This window comes from Aeromonas sp. R4-3 (assembly GCF_040908275.1).
Lineage (GTDB): Bacteria > Pseudomonadota > Gammaproteobacteria > Enterobacterales > Aeromonadaceae > Aeromonas > Aeromonas rivipollensis.
Genome location: NZ_JBFODK010000022.1, coordinates 1 through 19,626, shown reverse-complemented (window position 1 = coordinate 19,626; position 19,626 = coordinate 1). Strand labels below are relative to the sequence as shown.

Sequence of the window (19,626 nt, the reverse complement as noted above, 5' to 3'; positions counted from 1 at the left end):
CTATTGGCCTTCGCCGCCGGTCGCGGGCTCAGCCACAGGCTGCAGCGCTATGATCAGGTCCGCCCCGTCACTGCGCTCCAGCCGTTTGCCCGCCTCTATGACCTGCTCCGGCATCAGCTCGATCAGGCACTTGAGGTGGCCGAACTTGCAAGTGCGCTTGAAACAGGGGCGGCATTCGATGTCGGTGTGCACTATCTCCACCCTGTCCGCCAGGGGCGGCGTGTAGAGCGGCGAGGTGGAGCCATAGACGCCGATCAGCGGCCGGTTGAGGGCGGCGGCGACGTGCATCAGGCCCGAATCATTGGCGATGACCCGACCGGCCAGCGCCATGAGATCGATCGCCTCGTGCAGGCTGGTCTTGCCCGCCAGCACGTGGCAGTTGGGTCGCGACAGAGGATTGATCCGATCCCGTATGGTGTTGGCCACCTCCACATCCTTGCCGGAGCCGAAGATCCACACCTGCCAGCCTTCATCCAGATGCTTCTGGGCCACCACGGCGTAGTGCCCCTCGGGCCAGCGCTTGGCCGGGCCGAACTCGGCCCCCGGGCAGAGCACCAGCACCGGGCGGGCGCGATTCAGGCCGAGCCGCTCCAGGGCCTTGTCCTGATTGACGAGATCCACGTGCAGGGACGGATGGGGAATGGACGGAATGTCGCTCCGGCTCTTCATCTGTGCCTTGGGGTAGGCCAGCGCCAGATAGGCTTCCACCATCAGCGGGAAGGCCTGCTTGTTGCTGCGCATGTCGTTGAGCAGGCCGAAGCGGTGCTCCCCCTTCCAGCCGGTACGCACCGGGATCCGGGCAAACCAGGGGATGAGGGCCGACTTCATGGAGTTGGGCTGGATGATGGCCTGATCGTACTGCTCGGCGGCCAGCTGCTTGCCGAGCCGGCGGCGGGCCCCCAGCTTGAAGTCACCGTGGCCGAGCGGCATGGGGATAGCCTTGTCCACCTCGGGCATCCGCTCCAGCAAGGCCACGCACCAGGCCGGCGCCATCACATGCAGCTCGCTGTCCGGGTGATTGGCCTTGAGTGCCTTGTAGAGGCTCTGGGACATCACCATGTCGCCGACCCAGGAGGGGCCGATCACCAATATCTTCATCGCGCGTCTTCTCTCGGGACTGGCCCGGCTGTTAATCGTTACTGGGCGAGATTATGCCCCAAGAAAGGCCGAAGAAATAACAGAAGATCCCTGCCTGATGCGCAAGAGGCCTTCAGGGGCAGCACAAGGGGGAGCGGGCCCATGCCCCGGCCGGGGTTTTAGGCTAGAATGGGCGCCAATCCGAGCATGACCCGCCCGCCGGGCGCCAACAAGAGTCCAGAACCCGTGAAAAAACCGACCCTGGCGGCCGTCCTGATCGTCAAGAACGAAGCCGACAACCTGCGCGCCTGCCTCGCCTCCCTCGATGGCCTGGTGGACGAAATCGTCATCCTGGACTCCGGCAGTCAGGATGAGACCCCCGCCATCGCCGCCGAATTCGGCGCCCGCTTCTTCGTCAACACGGCCTGGCCTGGCTTCGGCCGCCAGCGCCGCCTCGCCCAGTCCCATGTCCAGTCGGAATGGGTGCTGTGGCTGGATGCGGACGAGCGGCTCACCCCGGAACTGAAAGCGGCCATCGCCACCGTCATGGCCGACCCGGCCGGCGACACCATCTACTCCATCCCCCGCCTCTCCTGGGTGTTCGGCCGCTTCATCCGCCACAGCGGCTGGTACCCGGATCGGGTGCTGCGCCTCTACCCCAGGGCGCTCACCGGCTACAACGAGGCGCTGGTGCACGAGAAGGTGGAGGTGCGTGCCAACATGAAGATCGTCAACCTGCACGGCGACCTGCTCCACTTCACCTACCGGGATCTGGAGCACTATCTGGTCAAATCCGCCGGCTACGCCAGGGCCTGGGCCGATCAGCGCACCGCCCGTGGCAAGAAGGGTTCCCTCGGTCAGGGGCTGGTGCACGCCGTCGGCTGCTTCCTCAAGATGTACCTGCTCAAGGCCGGCTTCCTCGACGGCAAGCAGGGGCTGCTGCTGGCCATCCTCTCGGCCCACTCCACCTTCGCGAAGTACGCCGACCTCTGGATCCGCCAGCAGCCACAGGCGCCGGACCAGGCACCAAAGTAAGCCGGCATGGCGACACTCCCATGACGAGACAGGGCCCCGAGGGGCCCTGTCTGCATTCTCAGCTCTCTGCCCGCCAGAACGGCGGAGCCCAGCGGGCGATCGCCGCCGCCATTGTCTTGGGATCGAGCTGGCTCATGTCTTCCGGGTGATCGCTGTCTTCCGGCGGGCTGAAGGCCAGATGACGCCCCTCGCTGTTGAGCGGACGCCAGCGCAGCGGCGTGGCGGAGCGGTGCGCCGGGAAGAAGCCTATGGTCGGCACGTCCAGCGCCGCGGCTATGTGCAGCGGTCCCGTGCTGCCCGCCACGAACAGGGCGGCATTGGCCATCACCTGACAGAACTTCGGCAGCCCCTCGTCGGATCGGTAGATCCAGCCGTTGCCGCCGTGGGCCAGCAGCTCGGCCGCCAGCTGCTCCGCCTTGCTCTCCTCCCCGGGCCCCGCCGTCAGCACGCACTGCAGTTCAGGACAGGCCTGGTTGAGCTTGATGATGAGGCGAGAGTACTGCTCTATGGAGAGGTTGTTGGCCGAGCCGCCGCTGCCGGCGTGCACCATCAGCCAGGGGCGGCTCGCATCCAGCTTCAAGCGGCTGGCGATCTGCTCGCGCACCTGTTGCAGGCTCTCGGGATCGAAGCTGAGGTAGGGCCCCTGGGGCTCCACCACGCTCAGTTGCTGGTCGGCCAGGAAGCGGCGCACCAGATCCAGGTTGTACTCGTACTCCGGCTTCTGGGAGCGGGAACGGCGCTGTACCAGCCGCTGGTTGTAGAGCACCTGGGCCAGCTTGGTGGCCGGAGCCAGCCGGTAGGGAATGTGTGCCTTCCACACCAGCTTGGCGTTACGGGTGTTGGAGAAGAGGCAGATGGAGGCATCGAAGGCGGCCGCCTTGATGCGGGCCAGCAAGGCGCGTTGCTGTTCCTTGTCGGCCCGGGCACCCGGATCCAGAATGATCTCGTCGATCCAGGGGCAGAGGCGGGCCAGCGGCGCCGTGTAGGCGGGAACCAGGGCAGTCACATGACACTCCATGGAGCGCTTGAGCATGGCAAAACTCGGCCAGGCCAGCATGAAGTCACCAATCTTGTCATTGCGTACTACCAGAATACGTTTCATAAAAAATCCCTTTGCTCCCTGTCACCAATGCAGGGAGGCTTGATGCGCGGTGCGGGTATTCTTGCCTGATGCCGGGCTATTCTCAAGCGAAGACGCCGAGGGGCCCTGATTTGGGCGATCAAACCTGGGGCATAGCGCCAGAAATCCGCGCCATCCCGGTCGCGACAAACCACCAACAGCCCCTATAATGCGACCAATTTTCCCGGTTGCAGGAATCAGCAGCATGACCAACAAGGTAATCTATCCCGGCACCTTCGACCCCATCACCAACGGCCACACCGACCTCATTGGCCGGGCCGCCAGGCTGTTTGACGAGGTGGTGGTCGGGGTCGCCAACAGCCCGAGCAAACGGCCGCTGTTCGATCTGGCGGAGCGCGTCCTGCTGGCTCAGCAGGTGACCGCCCATCTGCCCAACGTCAAGGTGGTGGGCTTCTCCGGCCTGCTGGTGGATTTTGCCAGGGAGCAGCAGGCCAACGTGCTGATCCGCGGCCTGCGCGCCGTCTCCGACTTCGAGTACGAATTCCAGCTGGCCAACATGAACCGCCGCCTGATGCCGGAGCTGGAGAGCGTCTTCCTCACCCCGGCTGAAGAGAACTCCTTCATCTCCTCCACCCTGGTGAAGGAAGTCGCCCTGCACGGCGGCGACATCCACCAGTTCGTCGATCCTCTGGTGGCGCAGGCCATCGCCGCCAAACAGGGCAAGTGACAACGCAAACAGGCTACCCTCGGGTAGCCTGTTTGTCGGGGCAGCTGGCGCAGCCCCGGTCTCCCGCCCCGGCCGTCAGTCCGACGTGCGGTTCAGCGCCTGCTGACAGTTGAGCGTCAGCTCGTCCAGCCAGGCGTAGCGACGCCGGTACATGGCCCGCTTCTTGGCGGCCACCTCTTCCAGCGGCTTGCGCACCACGGGCTGCAACCGCACGAAGTTGGCATCCTGATCCAGGGCACCGAACTCCTGCCACAGCTCGTCATAGTCCGCCTGCAGGCAGGCTTTTTTCTTCTTGCTGTAGCGTCTGGCCTGGAAGATGTGCGCCTTCATCCGCACGGCCGAGACACGGCTTGCCCCCATGGCCCCGGCCAGCGCCATCACCAGCATCACCACCAGCGACTTGGGTCTCAGACCATGACCCGCCTTGGTCAGTGCCCGTACCTGCTCCTGGGGCTGCTCGACACCGGGCTCGGGGCCCTGCACCGAGCCTATCACCAGCGCCAGATCGTGCTCGCTGCCCGCCAGCGAGAAGGCGCAGCTGTAGAGCCGCTCCCCCTGCTCGTTGACGATGGAGAGGGCCAGTTCGGCCTCCCGCCGGAAGGTGCCGTCGTGGCGCAACACCAGGCGGCAACCACCCTCGGGGTAGCGGCCGAGTTCGATCCCCTCCCCCAGATAGAGCGGGTCGATCAGATCCGGGTAGCGGGCCAGCAACAGCCGGTAGTGATCCTCCACCATCCTGACCCGCTGGTTCACGGTCGAGCAGGCGAAGCGATAGGGTCGCATCGGCTTGTCGAGCAGCTCGGGGTAGTGGGCAGGCAGGGCCCTCAGGGGTTCTGTCTGAAACAGCTCGAACACCCGGTTCAACTGCGGCCGGTAGAGCAGACTACGCAGCACGAACTTGCCGCGATTGAAGGTCTTGCGGGCGCTGTCATCGGGATAAAGGAAGCGGGCCATTTTTTGGGCGCAATAGTGCCCCTGCCGGGATAGATGATCCCAGTCTATTGATTCTGCTGTCATTTTTATTACCTCGCAGCCTGAACTGGCGAGATAGTAGTCATGGACGAAAGCGGCATCAACAGACTGGCAATACTCTCTTACAACTTGGCCGGATATGGCCCAAAAAACGGCAATTCAGCGTTGGCAGTGGGAGCAGAACACAGTGGTTCTCTGGCCCATCCTCACCTCGGTCAGCAGGGTATGGCAGTGGAAACAGGGCTGGCCGCCCCGGCCATAGACCTGCAACTGCTGCACGAAATAGCCCGGCTTGCCATCGGCACTGGTGAAGTCCTTGAGGGTGGTGCCTCCCTGGCGAATGGCCTCGGCCAGCACCCGCTTGATCTCGGCCACCAGGGTCCCCAACCGCTCGCCACTGATGTTGCCCGCCGCCCGCTTGGGGTGAATGCCGGCGGCATAGAGCGCCTCGTTGGCGTAGATGTTGCCCACCCCGACCACCACCTGGTTGTCCATCAGGAACTGCTTGATGGCGGTGCTGCGCCCCTTGGCCCGCGCCCGCAGATAGTCGGCGCTGAAGGCCTCGGTGAGCGGCTCAGGCCCCAGCTTGGCGAGCAGGGCATGGGCCTCGGCGGGTTCACGGGTCCACAGCAGGGCGCCGAAACGGCGCGGATCGTTGAGCCGCAGCAGCTTGCCGTTGGCGAGCTCGATGTCCACGTGATCGTGCTTCTCGGCCGGAGTGCCTATGTCCAGCACCCGCAGGCTGCCGGACATGCCAAGGTGCAGGATGGCGGTGCCAAAATCGGTCTCCAGCAGCAGATACTTGGCGCGGCGGCTGACCCTGTGGATGACGAGATCCACCAGCTCCTGGATCTCGCCAGGCACGGGCCAGCGCAGACGGCCATCCCTTACCACCACACGGGTCACCTTGATGCCGGTGAGCCAGGGAGATATCCCCTGGCGGCTGACTTCGACTTCCGGTAATTCAGGCATAGACAGGCCTCTCGCTCACGGCAGGGTTCAGGGGGTGGGACGCAGCAGGTCGCGGTACTGCTCCTGGCTCAGGGTGAGCCAGGTCGAGGGGGGCAGCAGGGCGGCAAACTTGCCGTCGTCCTGATAGAGCCCCACTTCAACCGGATCACTCTGGCCGGCGACCCATATCTTGAGGGTAACAGGGGTGCCGCGCACGGCCCCGCCCGGGGGCAACAACCAGCCTTGCCATGTCTCGATGCGGGCGGCCAGCTGGGCGCTGCTGAGCCCCAGATCCGGCCCGCTGCGCCAGCCCTGGCCGATCCGCTCTATCTGCCAGCTCGGCCCCTGCCAGGTCAACACCACGGCAGCTTCGGGCAGCAGGGGACGCGACCGCTGGGCGCTGTTCTCCTGCTGGGCCTGCTCCAGCCGGTGCAGCAGGGTGATCACTATCAGCACCACCACTATGATCACGTTATTCCAGCCTTTACGGCTCAATTTGAACATGGCAAGCCTCCCTTTGAAGCGGCAGTGTACTGAATTTCACCCATAAAAAAACCCGGCACTAAGCCGGGTTTTTTGGGAATGCAGCATCAAGTAATTACTTGATTTTGCCTTCCTTGTAGATCACATGCTGACGAATAACGGGATCAAATTTCTTGATCTCCATTTTTTCGGGCATGGTGCGCTTGTTCTTGGTAGTGGTATAGAAGTGACCAGTACCGGCGCTGGAGTTCAGGCGAATCTTATCGCGAATACCTTTAGCCATGATCTAATTCCTTATACCTTAACGCCGCTGGCACGCAGTTCAGCCAGAACCACTTCAACGCCGCGCTTGTCGATGATACGCATGCCTTTTGCGGATACGCGCAGGCTTACGAAGCGTTTTTCACTCTCAACCCAAAAACGGTGAGTGTGCAGGTTCGGCAGGAAACGACGCTTGGTAGCGTTGTTAGCGTGCGAACGGTTGTTACCAACTGCCGGGCGCTTGCCGGTTACTTGGCATACTCTAGACATGTCAGTCTCTCCAAATCTTACTTCATTGCTCGAGCAAATATCTGCCCCGCTGGCCTTCGATTGCGGGGCAAACAGAAGGCGGCATTTTATACAGCATCCGTGATCAAAGATCAACTAATACAGTGCCAGAGCCCAGTCATAACCAACCACGCTCTGCGAAAGAAACCGTGATGCCGTCACCGATCACCAAGTGATCCAGCACTCTGATATCGACCAAGGCCAGGGCGGCCAGGATCCGATCCGTGATCTGGCGGTCGGCCCGACTGGGCTCGGCTACGCCGGACGGGTGATTATGCGCCAGAATCACGGCGGCTGCATTATGTTTGAGCGCGATCTGCACGATTTCCCTGGGCCAGACGCTCGCCGAATCCAGGGTGCCGTAGAAAAGTTCAACAAATTGAATCACTCTGTGCTGGTTATCGAGCAATAACAGCGCAAACACCTCCCGCGGCCTGTCCCGCAGTTGAGCCTGCAGATACTCCCGGGTCAACTGGGGAGAGGTGAGGGCCTCCCCCCGTTGCAACTGCTCGGCAAGATGCCGTCTGCCCATCTCCAGCACCGCCTGCAACTGGGCATATTTGGCCGGCCCCAGCCCGTGAGCGCCGCAAAAAGCCTGCTGCTCGGCCCCAAGCAGCGCCCGCAAGGATCCGAACTGCTGCAACAGCTGGCGGGAAAGATCCACCGCGCTCAGGCCGCTGACCCCGGTGCGCAGGAAGATCGCCAGCAATTCCGCATCGGACAACGCCCCCGCCCCACGGCGCAACAGCTTCTCCCGGGGGCGCTCATCTTCCGGCCACTCCTTGATGCTCATTTGTCTCTCTCCCATGGCTATTGAGAGAAAACATAGCAAAAAATCACGGGAGCCCGACCACAACTCCCCCATGTCAGCCTCTGTCGTCGTCCATCGCCTGTGCTATCTTAGCCGACCAGTCAGAGTGAGCCGAAAGAGAAGCAGCAGATGAGATTGGCCGATAAACGCATCCTGTTGGGTGTCAGTGGCGGGATCGCCGCCTACAAGAGTGCCGAGCTGGTACGTCGCCTGAGAGATCAGGGGGCCGAGGTGCGGGTGGTGATGACCCGCTCCGCCAAGGAGTTCATCACTCCCCTGACCCTGCAGGCCGTCTCCGGCCACCCGGTCGCCGACAGCCTGCTGGATCCGGCCGCCGAGGCGGGCATGGGCCACATCGAGCTGGCCAAGTGGGCGGATCTGGTGCTGATCGCCCCCGCCAGTGCCAATCTGATGGCGCGCATGGCCGCCGGCATGGCGGACGAGCTGCTGACCACCCTCTGCCTGGCCACTCCGGCAACCGTGGCGCTGGCCCCGGCCATGAACCAGCAGATGTATCGCAACGCCGCCACCCAGGCCAATCTCGATACCCTGGCCAGCCGCGGCATCCTGCTGTGGGGACCGGACTCCGGCAGCCAGGCCTGCGGTGACGTGGGTCCGGGCCGGATGCTGGATCCCCTCGAACTGGTGGAGCGCTGCTGCCAGCAGCTGACTGCCGAGCCGCTGCTGGCGGGAGTCAAACTGCTGCTCACCGCCGGGCCGACCCGCGAGGCGCTGGATCCTGTGCGCTACATCAGCAACCACAGCTCCGGCAAGATGGGCTATGCCATCGCCCGCGCCGCCCGCGAGGCGGGTGCCGAGGTGACCCTGGTGAGCGGCCCGGTCGCCCTGGCCACGCCCCAGGGGATTGAGCGGGTCGACGTGGAGAGCGCGGAGCAGATGCACCAGGCGGTGATGAACCGGGTTCATGAGTGCGATCTCTTCATCGGCTGCGCCGCCGTGGCGGACTATCGCCCGGCCCAGGTCGCCAGCCAGAAGATCAAGAAGACAGGTGACAACGACCAGATGGCGCTGACCCTGGTCAAGAATCCCGACATCATAGCTGCCGTGGGGGCACTGTCAGACAAGCCCTTCACCGTCGGATTTGCCGCCGAAACCGTGGATGTGGAACAATACGCCCTCGACAAACTGCGACGTAAGCGGCTGGACATGATCGCCGCCAACGACGTGTCCCGCGCGGGTCAAGGCTTCAATGCCGATGACAACGCCCTGACCGTCTTCTGGCAAGGGGGTCAGGCCGCCCTGCCCCTGGCCGACAAGCTGACGCTGGCTCGTCATCTTATCGCCCTGATTGCACGCCACTATCGACCCTGAGCCATTGCCACTGGCGGCGGACTCATGGCGACCGGCATCGCATTGACAACATGCTGGGCGACCCAAGGGCGCCCACTGAACCACTCGATCGTCCCCGGGCGATCCAATTGAAAAACGATTCATGACGACACAAATTGAACTGAAAATCCTGGATGCCCGCATCGGCACCGACTTCCCGCTGCCTGCCTACGCCACTCCGGGTTCCGCCGGCATGGATCTGCGCGCCCTGCTGGATGCACCGATCACTCTGGCACCGGGCGACACCACGCTAGTGCCGACCGGGCTCGCCATCCACATTCAGGATCCGGGTCTGTGCGCCACCATCTTGCCCCGCTCCGGCCTGGGTCATAAGCAAGGCATAGTGCTCGGCAACCTGGTCGGCCTCATCGATTCCGACTACCAGGGCCAGCTGATGGTCTCGGTCTGGAATCGCGGCAACGACAGCTTCACCATGCAGCCAGGGGAGCGCATCGCCCAGCTGGTGATCCTGCCCGTGGTGCAGGCCAGCTTCCAGCTGGTCGATGAGTTCAATCAGAGTGAACGGGGTGAAGGCGGGTTTGGTTCTTCTGGTCGCCAATAACAAGACCACACAGGCCCCTGGGGTCTGTGTCTAATAACAGAATCAAGCCATTGTTTTTTTTAGGGGAATCCATGGCAAGCAGTAACCAGAAACAGAGTCGGCGCGATCAGATCCTGCAGGCACTCGCCCACATGCTGGAAACCAGTCCGGGCCAGCGCATCACCACGGCGCGCCTCGCGGCCGAGGTGGGTGTGTCCGAGGCGGCCCTCTATCGGCACTTTCCGAGCAAGGCGCGGATGTTCGAGGGGCTGATCGACTTTATCGAGGATTCCCTGCTGTCACGGGTCAACCTGATCATGGCCGAAGAGAAGGACACCATGGCCCGCTGCCACCATATACTGCAGCTGCTGCTGGTGTTCGCCGAGCGCAATCCCGGCATCACCCGCATCCTCAACGGCGATGCCCTGCTGGGCGAGCACGATCGGCTGCGGGATCGCATCAGCGCCCTGTTTGACAAGCTGGAGACCCAGCTCAAGCAGGCACTGAGGGAAAAGCGGCTGCGGGAAGGCCAGGGCTTCCAGCTCGATGAGACCATGCTGGCCAACCTGTTGCTGGCCTATGCCGAGGGACGGATCAGCCAGTTCGTCCGTTCCGAGTTCAAGCTCAAGCCCACCGCCGGGTTCGAAGATCAATGGCAGTTTATGCGCAGCCAGTTGCTGCAAAGCTGAGTAGCCAGAGGAACGGATCGACCAAGACGTCCGCTCCGAGTTCAAGCTCAAGCCCACCGCAGGTTTTGAAGATCAGTGGCAGTTTATGCGCAGCCAACTGCTGCAAAGCTGAGTAGCCAGAGGAGCGGATCGACCAAGGCGTCCGCTCCGAGTTCAAGCTCAAGCCCACCGCAGGTTTTGAAGATCAATGGCAGTTTATGCGCAGCCAGCTATTGCAGAGTTGAATGTGCAATCGTCGGCGGCCATGCCGGCGCAGATGGACTGGGACACAAAGGGAGGCCTTGGCCTCCCTTGTTTTTTGTGGCAGCTTGCTATGGCACAAAATAAGCACCAGATGCGACCCAGGTTGTCGCGTTCCGGTGTTAGATTCATGCGCCATAAACCTTTATACCAACAGGACATCCTATGGAACCCGAGATCATTACCGAAGCGCAGACCTGGCTGGTCAACAACCAGGGGCTGATCATCGAGTACGCGGTCAACATCGCCGCCGCCCTGCTCACCCTGCTGGTCGGTTACATCGCCGCCAATATTCTCAGCGGTGGCGTGGTCAGAGTGATGCAGACCCGCAAGCTGGATGCCACCGTCACCCACTTCGTCGGCAGCATCCTCAAGTACACCATTCTGGTGTTCGTGGTGATAGCGGCCCTGGGCCGGGTCGGGGTACAGACCGCCTCCTTCGTCGCCATCATAGGTGCCGCCGGTCTGGCCATAGGTCTGGCGCTGCAGGGATCCCTCTCCAACTTCGCCGCCGGTTTCCTGCTGATCATCTTCCGCCCCATCAAGGCGGGCGAGTTTATTGAAGTAGCGGGCACCAACGGCGTGGTGCAGTCCGTCCAGCTGTTCACCACCACCCTCACCTCCGGTGACAACAAGATGGTGGTAGTACCGAACTCCGCCATCCTCAACGGCACCATAGTCAACTACTCGCGCATGGATACCCGCCGGGTCGACATGACCTTCGGCATCGGCTACGGCTCTGACCTGCGCAAGGCCAAGCAGATACTGGAGCGACTGGTGAACGAGGACCCGCGCATCCTGAAAGATCCGGAAGCCGTCATCGCCGTCGCCGCCCTGGCCGACTCCTCGGTCAACATAGTGGTGCGGCCCTGGGTCAAGACTGGCGATTACTGGGGTGTCTGGTTCGACTTCCACGAGAAGGTGAAGCTGGCCTTCGATGCCGAGGGCGTCGAGATCCCCTTCCCCCAGATGGTCATGCACATGCAGAAGACCCAGGCCTGAATCTAGTCATGATGGCCACAATGCCAGCCTCCGGGCTGGCATTGTCGTTTCCGGGGCTGGGGAAAACCGGCTACCGCCAGGACGGTCGGATGTCTGCCCAACACCCGTTCAAAGGCGGCCGCTTCATCCCATCTCAGCCACCTGGTGCGCCCCGCCTCCCCCCTGCCACATTGAAACCCCTTTCAACCTGACGAGACCGGCGAAGCATGAGCCAACGCAAGATCTCATGGCCCCTGCTGACTCATAATCGCAGCGTTTTGGTTGTAAACTCCTTCGATGCAGACAATTGGTAAAGCTCTGTTACACGGGCCGCACCATGTGCTCGGTATAATGGGCCCGGTATAGTGCTCGAATAATAAGGTTTGGCGGGAGCCTTGCCTGCAAGGTTCAAACACAACTTGGAAGATCGGTAATCCTATGAAAAATATCAATCCAACCCAGACCCAGGCCTGGCAGGCACTGGAAGCCCACTTTGCAGCGAACAAAGAGACCCGGCTGAAAGATCTGTTCGCCCAGGATCCCCAGCGTTTCAACAAGTTCTCCCTCACCTATCAAGGCGACATCCTGGTCGACTACTCCAAGAACCTGATCACTGAGGAGACTCTCAAGCTGCTCATCGATCTGGCCAAGGAGACCGATCTGCGCAGCGCCATCGACGCCATGTTCAACGGCGACAAGATCAACATGACCGAGGGCCGATCCGTCCTGCACGTGGCCCTGCGCAACCGCTCCGACCGTCCCATAGAGTGCGACGGCAAGGACGTGATGCCGGAAGTAAACGCCGTGCTGGCCAAGATGAAGGGCTTCTGCGAGAAGATTATCTCCGGCGAGTGGAAGGGCTACACCGGCAAGGCGATCCAGCACGTGGTCAACATCGGCATCGGCGGTTCCGATCTGGGTCCTGTGATGATCACAGAGGCACTGCGCCCCTACAAAAACCACCTGCAGATGCACTTCGTCTCCAACGTCGATGGCACCCACATCGCCGAAACCCTGAAGAAGATCGATCCGGAGACCACCCTGTTCCTAGTGGCCTCCAAGACCTTCACCACTCAGGAGACCATGACCAACGCCCTGACCGCCCGCGACTGGTTCATCGACATCGCCGGTGACAAGGCCCACGTGGCCAAGCACTTCGCTGCGCTCTCCACCAACGGCAAGGCCGTGGCCGAGTTCGGCATCGACACCGACAACATGTTCGAGTTCTGGGACTGGGTTGGCGGCCGCTACTCCTCCTGGTCCGCCATCGGCATGCCCATCGCCCTGTCCGTCGGTTTCGACAACTTCGAGGCCCTGCTGCAAGGCGCCTTCGAGATGGACATGCACTTCGCCACTGCCTCCTATGAGCAGAACCTGCCTGTGCTGCTGGCGCTGATCGGCCTATGGTACAACAACTTTTATGGTGCCGAGTCCGAAGCCATTCTGCCCTACGATCAGTACATGCACCGCTTCCCTGCCTACTTCCAGCAAGGCAACATGGAATCCAACGGCAAGTACGTGGATCGCAACGGCAAGCCGGTTGACTACCAGACCGGCCCCATCATCTGGGGTGAGCCGGGCACCAACGGCCAGCACGCCTTCTACCAGCTGATCCACCAGGGCACCAAGCTGATCCCCTGCGACTTCCTGGCGCCGGCCATCAGCCACAACCCCATCGGCGACCACCATCCGAAACTGCTGGCCAACTTCTTCGCCCAGACCGAGGCCCTGGCCTTCGGCAAGAGCAAGGAACAGGTCGAGGCCGAGTTCCTGGCCGCCGGCAAGACGCTGGAGCAGGTCAAGGATCTGGTGCCGTTCAAGGTGTTCGAAGGCAACCGCCCGACCAACAGCATACTGTTCAAGAGCCTGACCCCGAAAACCCTGGGTGCCCTGATCGCCATGTACGAGCACAAGATCTTCGTACAGGGCGCAATCTGGAATATCTTCAGCTTCGACCAGTGGGGCGTGGAGCTGGGCAAACAGCTGGCCAACAAGATACTGCCGGAGCTGGGCAGCAATGACGCCGTCACCAGCCACGACAGCTCCACCAACGGTCTGATCAACACCTGGAAATCCTGGAAAGCCTGACTTCCCCGATCTTTCTGAATGCAAAAGCCCCGCTCATAGAGCGGGGCTTTTTATTGCCGGGAGCCGGCGTTGCCATCCTGTGGAGATCTGGCCAGGTGTCTAAGCCAGCCAGAAGACGGGGATCGTCACCCCCGCCCTTCCATCGCCAGCATCAACCGCCGACGGCGATGCGCTTCATGTCTTTCATATAGCCGCGCAGGGTCTGGCCGATCTGCTCGATGGGGTGATTGCGGGTCGCTTCGTTCGCGGCCAGCAGCGCCAGATTGTCCACCGCCTTGCTCTCGGCACGGGCACTGCCCAGATCACCAGCCTGAAGGGTCGGCATAAAGTGCTCACGCAGCAGCGGCACGGCGGCGTTGGCGAACAGGTAGTTGCCGTACTCGGCGGTGTCGGAGATCACTACGTTCATCTCGTACAGACGCTTGCGGGCGACTGTGTTGGCGATCAGCGGCAGCTCGTGCAGGGATTCGTAGTAGGCAGACTCTTCATAGATGCCGGAGGCCACCATGGTTTCGAACGCCAGCTCGACACCCGCCTTGACCATGGCAACCATGACCACGCCGTTGTCGAAGTACTCCTGCTCGGCGATCTTGCCCGCATAAGCCGGGGCATTCTCGAAGGCAGACTTGCCGGTCTCTTCGCGCCAGCCGAACAGCTTGGCATCGTCTTCGGCCCAGTCGGCCATCATGCCGCGGGAGAACTCGCCGGCGATGATGTCATCCATGTGCTTCTCGAACAGCGGACGCATCAGGGTGCGCAGTTGCTCGGACAGCTCGAAGGCGCGCAGCTTGGCCGGGTTTGAGAGGCGGTCCATCATCAGGCTGATGCCACCCTGCTTCAGTGCCTCTGTGATGGTTTCCCAGCCGAACTGGATCAGCTTGCCGGCGTAGGCCGGGTCAGTACCCTCGGCAACCAGCTTGTCGTAGCAGAGCAGGGAACCTGCCTGCAGCATGCCGCACAGAATGGTCTGCTCGCCCATCAGGTCGGATTTCACTTCCGCCACGAAGGAGGATTCCAGCACGCCCGCACGGTCGCCGCCGGTGGCGGAGGCCCAGGCCTTGGCGATGGCCATGCCTTCACCCTGGGGATCGTTCTCCGGGTGAACGGCGATCAGGGTAGGTACGCCGAAACCGCGCTTGTACTCTTCACGCACCTCGGTACCCGGGCACTTGGGCGCCACCATGACGACTGTGATGTCGGCGCGGATCTGCTGACCCTCTTCCACCACGTTGAAACCGTGGGAGTAACCCAGGGCCGCGCCCTGCTTCATCAGCGGCATGACGGTCTTCACCACGTCGGAGTGCTGCTTGTCCGGAGTCAGGTTCAGTACCAGATCCGCAGTCGGGATCAGATCTTCGTAGGTACCGACGACGAAGCCGTTGTCGGTGGCCTTCTGCCAGGAGGCACGCTTCTCGGTGATGGCGGCCTTGCGCAGGGCGTAGGAAATGTCCAGCCCGGAGTCGCGCATGTTCAGGCCCTGGTTCAGACCCTGGGCGCCACAGCCCACAATCACCACCTTCTTGCCCTTGAGCGCCGCACAACCGTCAGCGAACTCCTCGCGCTGCATGAAACGACACTTGCCCAGCTGGGCCAACTGCTGACGCAGGTTCAAGGTGTTGAAATAGTTAGCCATGGTGATTGCTCCGTTCGATTGATTCCATGCCGGGTAACGGCGTTGTCCAAACCACTATAGCGCGGGACACTTATTGCCTGAACTGATATATTCGAAACAGTACGTTGCATAAATTGAAATGTGACTCTTGGCAATCTCAGGCCGTTTTTCCCGCCCGGTGCATCTCGGGGGCTTGCAGCCTGAACGGATATAGTCGGCACAAGCGCCGTTGCAGGAATTCAAAGATGGACCTTCGCAATCTCGAACTGTTTCTCCACCTCGCCGACTCCCTCCACTTCGGCAAGAGCGCCGATGCCATGGCGGTCAGCCCCTCCACCCTGAGCCGCGCCATCCAGCGACTGGAGCAGGAGACCGGCTGCGTGCTGTTCGAGCGGGACAACCGCAGCGTGCGGCTCACCCCGGCGGGAGAGAAGCTGCGGGAGTTCGGTGGCAGCCTGCTGCAGGAGTGGCGGCGGCTCAAGCAGGAACTCAGGCGCAGCGACGAGCCGTTGCAGGGCCGGCTGCGGGTCTTCTGCTCGGTCACCGCCAGCTACTTCCTGCTGCCCGAGGTGCTGGAGCGCTTTCGTCGCCGCTATCCCCAACTCGAGATCAAGCTGGAGACCGGCGACCCCGCCCTGGCAGTGGACAAGATCCTGGCGGACGAGGCCGATCTCGCCATCGCCGCCAGACCGGATGCGCTCTCTGCCAAGCTGGAGTTCGCCAGCCTGCAACAGGTACCGCTGGTGTTTATCGCCCCCCGGGCCGCACCGCAGTCGAGCCAGTGGTTCTCGCAGGGGGAACCGAACTGGGAGCGGTTGCCGCTCATCCTCTCGGAGCAGGGGCTGGCCCGCAAACGCTGTGATCAGTGGTTTCGCAACAAGGGCATAGCCCCCAACATCTATGCCGAGGTCGCCGGTAATGAAGGCATAGTCGCCATGGTGGCCCTCGGCTTCGGCGTAGGCCTGGTGCCTGCCGCCGTGATCGACCACAGCCCCATGGGGGACAAGGTGCGCATCGTCGAACCCAGGCCTGCCCTCAAGCCGTTCGATGTCGGCATCGCCGTGCTCAAGAAGCGGCTGGAAGAGCCGCTGATCCGTGCCTTCTGGGACACGGCCCGCGGTCATGCAGGACTGCGCTGACTCCGGAATGGCCCCAGCATCAGTGTCAAATGTGTCAGTATGAAAGCCCAGTAGAAGAGGGGACACTGGCCGGCAAACCCATCCACCACAAAGAGCCATGCCGTGAGCCAGCATCTTGTCGAAATCCAGAGTGCCATCCTGTTTGCAGAGTACCTGCAGAGCCTCGGAGTCCAGCGCACCTCGCTCGATCGGGAGCAGGAGATCTATGTGCAGGACAGGCACCTGGCCACTGTGCGGCGCATCCAGGGTGAGCTGAGATTTTATCTGCGTGCCAATGCCCTGGCCCGGTCGTGATCCGCAATGGGTCACAGAATGAACGCCTGAAGCGTATTAGACTGGCACCATACGTCACCCTCGCCTCGGGGGTCGCCATGAGGAGTGCCCATGAAACCAAGCGGCCTGGATCGGCTCTTCAAACCCCAATCGATTGCCGTCATCGGTGCCTCCAGTGACCCCCAGAAGGCCGGGCATGTAGTCATCCGGCATCTGCTCGCGGGCCAGTTCAAGGGCCCCATACTGCCGGTCAGTCCTCACTGCCGGTCCGTCGCCGGCGTGCTCGCCTATCCCGATATCGAGAGCCTGCCCCTCTCTCCGGATCTTGCCATCGTCTGCACCCGGCGCGAGCGGGTACTACCGCTCATCGAGGAGCTCGGCAAGAAGGGAACCGGCGCAGCCATCATACTGGCCGCCCAGTTCTCCGGCGACGAGCGCCAGCGGCTCAGGCAGCTCTGCCAGCAATACGGCATCCGCCTGCTCGGCCCCAACAGCATGGGCATGCTGTTGCCCGGGCAGGGCATCAACGCCAGCTTTTCCCCCATAGCCGCCACCCCGGGGCAGGTGGCCTTTTTGTCCCAATCGGCGGCCGTCAGCACCACCATTCTCGATTGGGCCAAACAGCGGGAGATTGGCTTCTCGGCCTTCGTTTCGCTTGGGGATCACTGCGATATCGACTTCGGCCAGTTGCTGGATCAACTCTCCCGCGACGGGGCAACCCGCGCCATCCTGATCTACATGGACAAGCTGCACGATGCCCGCCACTTTCTCTCCGCCGCCCGCGCCGCCTCCCGCAACAAGCCCATTCTGGTACTCAAGAGCGGCCGCCACGATCCGGCCAACGGCCTCGACAACGTCTATGACGCCGCCATCCGCCGGGCCGGCATGCTGCGGGTCCGGGATACCCATGAGCTGTTTGCCACCGTCGAAACCCTGAGCCACTCCTTGACCCTCAAGGGGGAGCGACTCGCCATCCTCTCCAACGGGCGCGGTCTGGCCAACATGGCCGCAGACGTGCTGCTGGCGCGCGGTGGCAAGATGGCCATGCCTCCCCTGGACATAGGCAGCGATGCCGATGTGGAGGCCTACAGAACCGCGCTGGACGAGCTGCTGCAAGGAGACGGGGCCGATGCCATCCTGCTGATCCACGCCCCCTCCCTTACCGCCCGCGGTGCAACCCTGGCCAGCAATCTGATCGATTTCCTCAAGCAGCACCCCAGGGCAAGGCGTTTCAACATACTGACCAACTGGGCGGGAGAATACTCGGCCCAGGAGGGTCGCCGCTTGTTCAATGAGGCGGGGATCCCCACTTACCGCACCCCGGAGAGTGCAGTCACCGCCTTCATGCACATGGTGGAATATCGCCGCAACCAGAAGCAGTTGATGGAGACCCCCGCCTCCCTGCAAGGGGACAGGCTAGATGCCGAGCGTTGCCAGCAGTTGCTCCGCCAGGCGCTGGATCGCAAGCAGCGGGTACTGGATACCCACCTGGCACAACCCATCATGCAGGCGGCCGGTCTCTCCACCCTGTCGACCTGGATCGTTTCCGATGCTATCGAAGCGGCGCTGACCGCGGAGCAGATAGGCTATCCGGTGGCGGTGAAGCTGCGCTCACCTGACATAGCCCACAAGTCCGAGGTGCACGGTGTCATGCTGAATCTGCGCACCTCGGCGGAAGTGGCCCAGGCGGCGGATGCCATCCTGGACCGGGTCCGCCAGCACGACCCGGGGGCGCGAATAGAAGGCTTGCTGGTGCAACGCATGGCGCGCCGCAGCGGGGGGCTGGAGCTGCGGATCCGCTTGCAGCAGGATCCCGTGTTCGGCCCCGTCATCCTGCTCGGGGAGTCAGGCGCCGAACCCCACGAAATGGTCGCGGCCCTGCCACCGCTCAACCAGGCGCTCGCTCGCTACCAGATCATCGGTGCCCTCAAGAACGGCAAGATCCGCGAACAGGCCAGTCCGGTACGACTCGATATCGATGCCCTCGGCCAGGTCTTGTGCCAGCTCTCAGAACTGCTGCTGGCCTTCCCCGAAATCCAGGAGCTGGATCTGCACCCGCTGCAGGCCTGTGGTGAAGAGATGGTGATCCTGGATGCCAGGCTGGTGCTGATGGAAGAGGGTCGGCAGATGCTGCCACTGGCCATTCGCCCCTATCCCACCGAACTGGAGGAGGGTGCCTGGCTCAAGGATCAGAGCCATGTCCTGCTGCGCCCGATCCGGCCGGAGGACGAACCGGCCCACAAGCAGTTCGTGCTCAAGGTCTCCGATGAGGACAGATACAAGCGCTTCTTCGCCGACGTGGGGGAGCTGGGGCACGAGGAGCTGGCCCGCATGACCCAGATAGATTATGACCGGGAGATGGCCTTCGTCGCAGTCGGACAGGACGGCGCCTTCAACCAGCAGATCCTGGGAGTGGTGCGCGCCATCTCCAATCCGGACCAGTCTGACGCGGAATTCGCCATCCTGGTGCGATCGGATATGAAAGGGCTGGGGCTTGGCACGCTGATGATGGAGAAAATAGTGCGCTACGCCAGAGAGCGCGGCATCGGCCAGCTGTCGGGCATGACCATGCCCAGCAATCGCGGCATGATCAACCTGGCCAAGCGGCTGGGTTTCCAGATCGACATCCAGCTGGAAGACGGCGTAGTCAATATGGTGCTGCCCTGTGCAGATCAGGGCCGATGAAGGTGAGGTTCGGTTATAAATCAACCGAATATAGATGCAGGCTGTGAATTTCAGGCAATAAAAAACCCCGCTCGGTGAGCGGGGTTTCTTGTATTGGGTGCCTGGCAGTGTCCTACTCTCGCATGGCGAATGCCACACTACCATCGGCGCTACCGCGTTTCACTTCTGAGTTCGGCATGGGATCAGGTGGTTCCACGGCGCTATGGCCGCCAGGCAAATAACTTCAATCTCGGAAAGCTGACGTGAATAACGAGGTTGCCCGTAGGCTTTGTCGCTATCACTGAATTAGTTAGTAGTTCATGCACTTGCTACAAGGCCAGAAACACTTCTTGGGTGTTGTAT

19 protein-coding genes, 1 rRNA gene and 2 pseudogenes are annotated in these 19,626 nt (G+C 62.2%); 12 read left to right on the top strand and 10 right to left on the bottom strand.

The genetic code is table 11. From position 1 onward, the window contains the following. Positions 1-1,098 (bottom strand): lipopolysaccharide heptosyltransferase II, encoded by a 1,098-nt coding sequence (waaF, locus tag AB5Y91_RS05400; RefSeq protein WP_163137458.1) that lies wholly within the window; start codon positions 1,096-1,098, stop codon positions 1-3. A 225-nt stretch (positions 1,099-1,323) separates the two neighbouring features. On the opposite strand from waaF, the gene AB5Y91_RS05395 reads away from it, so the two are divergent. Continuing rightward, positions 1,324-2,112 (top strand): glycosyltransferase family 2 protein, encoded by a 789-nt coding sequence (locus AB5Y91_RS05395; protein WP_368169244.1) that lies wholly within the window; start codon positions 1,324-1,326, stop codon positions 2,110-2,112. 58 nt (positions 2,113-2,170) lie between these two features. On the opposite strand, the gene AB5Y91_RS05390 is transcribed toward AB5Y91_RS05395, so the two are convergent. Next, the gene (locus tag AB5Y91_RS05390; RefSeq protein ID WP_106885455.1) at positions 2,171-3,214 is read right to left on the bottom strand and encodes a glycosyltransferase family 9 protein; all 1,044 of its coding nucleotides are present in this window, start codon (positions 3,212-3,214) and stop codon (positions 2,171-2,173) included. 223 nt (positions 3,215-3,437) lie between these two features. On the opposite strand from AB5Y91_RS05390, the gene coaD reads away from it, so the two are divergent. Then, positions 3,438-3,920, top strand: coding sequence for a pantetheine-phosphate adenylyltransferase (gene coaD / locus AB5Y91_RS05385; protein WP_139744767.1), 483 nt, complete (start codon positions 3,438-3,440; stop codon positions 3,918-3,920). Between the two features lie 75 nt (positions 3,921-3,995). On the opposite strand, the gene AB5Y91_RS05380 is transcribed toward coaD, so the two are convergent. From AB5Y91_RS05380 to radC, 6 genes are all read right to left on the bottom strand, one after another. Continuing rightward, a complete protein-coding gene (locus AB5Y91_RS05380) occupies positions 3,996-4,874 on the bottom strand; it encodes a VirK/YbjX family protein (RefSeq protein WP_368169301.1) in 879 nt (292 codons plus the stop codon). 177 nt (positions 4,875-5,051) lie between these two features. Continuing rightward, a complete protein-coding gene (mutM, locus tag AB5Y91_RS05375) occupies positions 5,052-5,864 on the bottom strand; it encodes a bifunctional DNA-formamidopyrimidine glycosylase/DNA-(apurinic or apyrimidinic site) lyase (RefSeq protein ID WP_025328772.1) in 813 nt (270 codons plus the stop codon). A gap of 27 nt (positions 5,865-5,891) precedes the next feature. Further along, positions 5,892-6,347 carry a hypothetical protein gene (locus AB5Y91_RS05370; protein ID WP_139744769.1) on the bottom strand — a complete coding sequence of 152 codons (456 nt, stop codon included), beginning with the start codon at positions 6,345-6,347 and terminating at the stop codon, positions 5,892-5,894. A 94-nt stretch (positions 6,348-6,441) separates the two neighbouring features. After that, positions 6,442-6,609, bottom strand: coding sequence for a 50S ribosomal protein L33 (gene rpmG / locus AB5Y91_RS05365; protein WP_005323752.1), 168 nt, complete (start codon positions 6,607-6,609; stop codon positions 6,442-6,444). Between the two features lie 11 nt (positions 6,610-6,620). Continuing rightward, a complete protein-coding gene (gene rpmB / locus AB5Y91_RS05360) occupies positions 6,621-6,857 on the bottom strand; it encodes a 50S ribosomal protein L28 (RefSeq protein ID WP_005307492.1) in 237 nt (78 codons plus the stop codon). A gap of 136 nt (positions 6,858-6,993) precedes the next feature. Beyond that, entirely contained in the window at positions 6,994-7,668 is a 675-nt protein-coding gene (radC, locus tag AB5Y91_RS05355; protein WP_106887834.1) for a DNA repair protein RadC, read from the bottom strand. 147 nt (positions 7,669-7,815) lie between these two features. On the opposite strand from radC, the gene coaBC reads away from it, so the two are divergent. The 7 genes and pseudogenes from coaBC to pgi all read left to right on the top strand — a co-directional run bounded on the left by coaBC (position 7,816) and on the right by pgi (position 13,575). Then, a complete protein-coding gene (coaBC, locus tag AB5Y91_RS05350; protein WP_368169243.1) occupies positions 7,816-9,018 on the top strand; it encodes a bifunctional phosphopantothenoylcysteine decarboxylase/phosphopantothenate--cysteine ligase CoaBC in 1,203 nt (400 codons plus the stop codon). A 121-nt stretch (positions 9,019-9,139) separates the two neighbouring features. Continuing rightward, positions 9,140-9,598: a dUTP diphosphatase gene (gene dut / locus AB5Y91_RS05345; protein WP_368169242.1), complete on the top strand. Its 459-nt coding sequence runs from the start codon at positions 9,140-9,142 to the stop codon at positions 9,596-9,598. A 71-nt stretch (positions 9,599-9,669) separates the two neighbouring features. Beyond that, the gene (gene slmA / locus AB5Y91_RS05340) at positions 9,670-10,266 is read left to right on the top strand and encodes a nucleoid occlusion factor SlmA (protein ID WP_005323760.1); all 597 of its coding nucleotides are present in this window, start codon (positions 9,670-9,672) and stop codon (positions 10,264-10,266) included. Between the two features lie 7 nt (positions 10,267-10,273). Continuing rightward, positions 10,274-10,378, top strand: a pseudogene (locus tag AB5Y91_RS05335) (nucleoid occlusion factor SlmA); the annotation flags it as partial. A gap of 7 nt (positions 10,379-10,385) precedes the next feature. Beyond that, positions 10,386-10,490: pseudogene (locus AB5Y91_RS05330) on the top strand (nucleoid occlusion factor SlmA); the annotation flags it as partial. A gap of 181 nt (positions 10,491-10,671) precedes the next feature. Then, the gene (locus tag AB5Y91_RS05325) at positions 10,672-11,508 is read left to right on the top strand and encodes a mechanosensitive ion channel domain-containing protein (protein ID WP_106885449.1); all 837 of its coding nucleotides are present in this window, start codon (positions 10,672-10,674) and stop codon (positions 11,506-11,508) included. Positions 11,509-11,925: 417 nt separating this feature from the next. After that, positions 11,926-13,575, top strand: coding sequence for a glucose-6-phosphate isomerase (pgi, locus tag AB5Y91_RS05320; RefSeq protein ID WP_368169241.1), 1,650 nt, complete (start codon positions 11,926-11,928; stop codon positions 13,573-13,575). 151 nt (positions 13,576-13,726) lie between these two features. On the opposite strand, the gene ilvC is transcribed toward pgi, so the two are convergent. Continuing rightward, a complete protein-coding gene (gene ilvC / locus AB5Y91_RS05315) occupies positions 13,727-15,208 on the bottom strand; it encodes a ketol-acid reductoisomerase (protein ID WP_111913732.1) in 1,482 nt (493 codons plus the stop codon). 224 nt (positions 15,209-15,432) lie between these two features. Between ilvC and ilvY the strand changes: the two genes are divergently transcribed. From ilvY to AB5Y91_RS05300, 3 genes are all read left to right on the top strand, one after another. After that, positions 15,433-16,326, top strand: coding sequence for an HTH-type transcriptional activator IlvY (gene ilvY / locus AB5Y91_RS05310; protein WP_163149163.1), 894 nt, complete (start codon positions 15,433-15,435; stop codon positions 16,324-16,326). A gap of 102 nt (positions 16,327-16,428) precedes the next feature. After that, positions 16,429-16,620 carry a hypothetical protein gene (locus tag AB5Y91_RS05305; RefSeq protein ID WP_106887833.1) on the top strand — a complete coding sequence of 64 codons (192 nt, stop codon included), beginning with the start codon at positions 16,429-16,431 and terminating at the stop codon, positions 16,618-16,620. Positions 16,621-16,710: 90 nt separating this feature from the next. Further along, positions 16,711-19,284 (top strand): GNAT family N-acetyltransferase, encoded by a 2,574-nt coding sequence (locus AB5Y91_RS05300; RefSeq protein WP_368169240.1) that lies wholly within the window; start codon positions 16,711-16,713, stop codon positions 19,282-19,284. A gap of 99 nt (positions 19,285-19,383) precedes the next feature. Here AB5Y91_RS05300 and rrf read toward each other — a convergent pair. Then, positions 19,384-19,498 (bottom strand): 5S ribosomal RNA (gene rrf, locus AB5Y91_RS05295). Between the last annotated feature and the right edge of the window lie 128 nt (positions 19,499-19,626).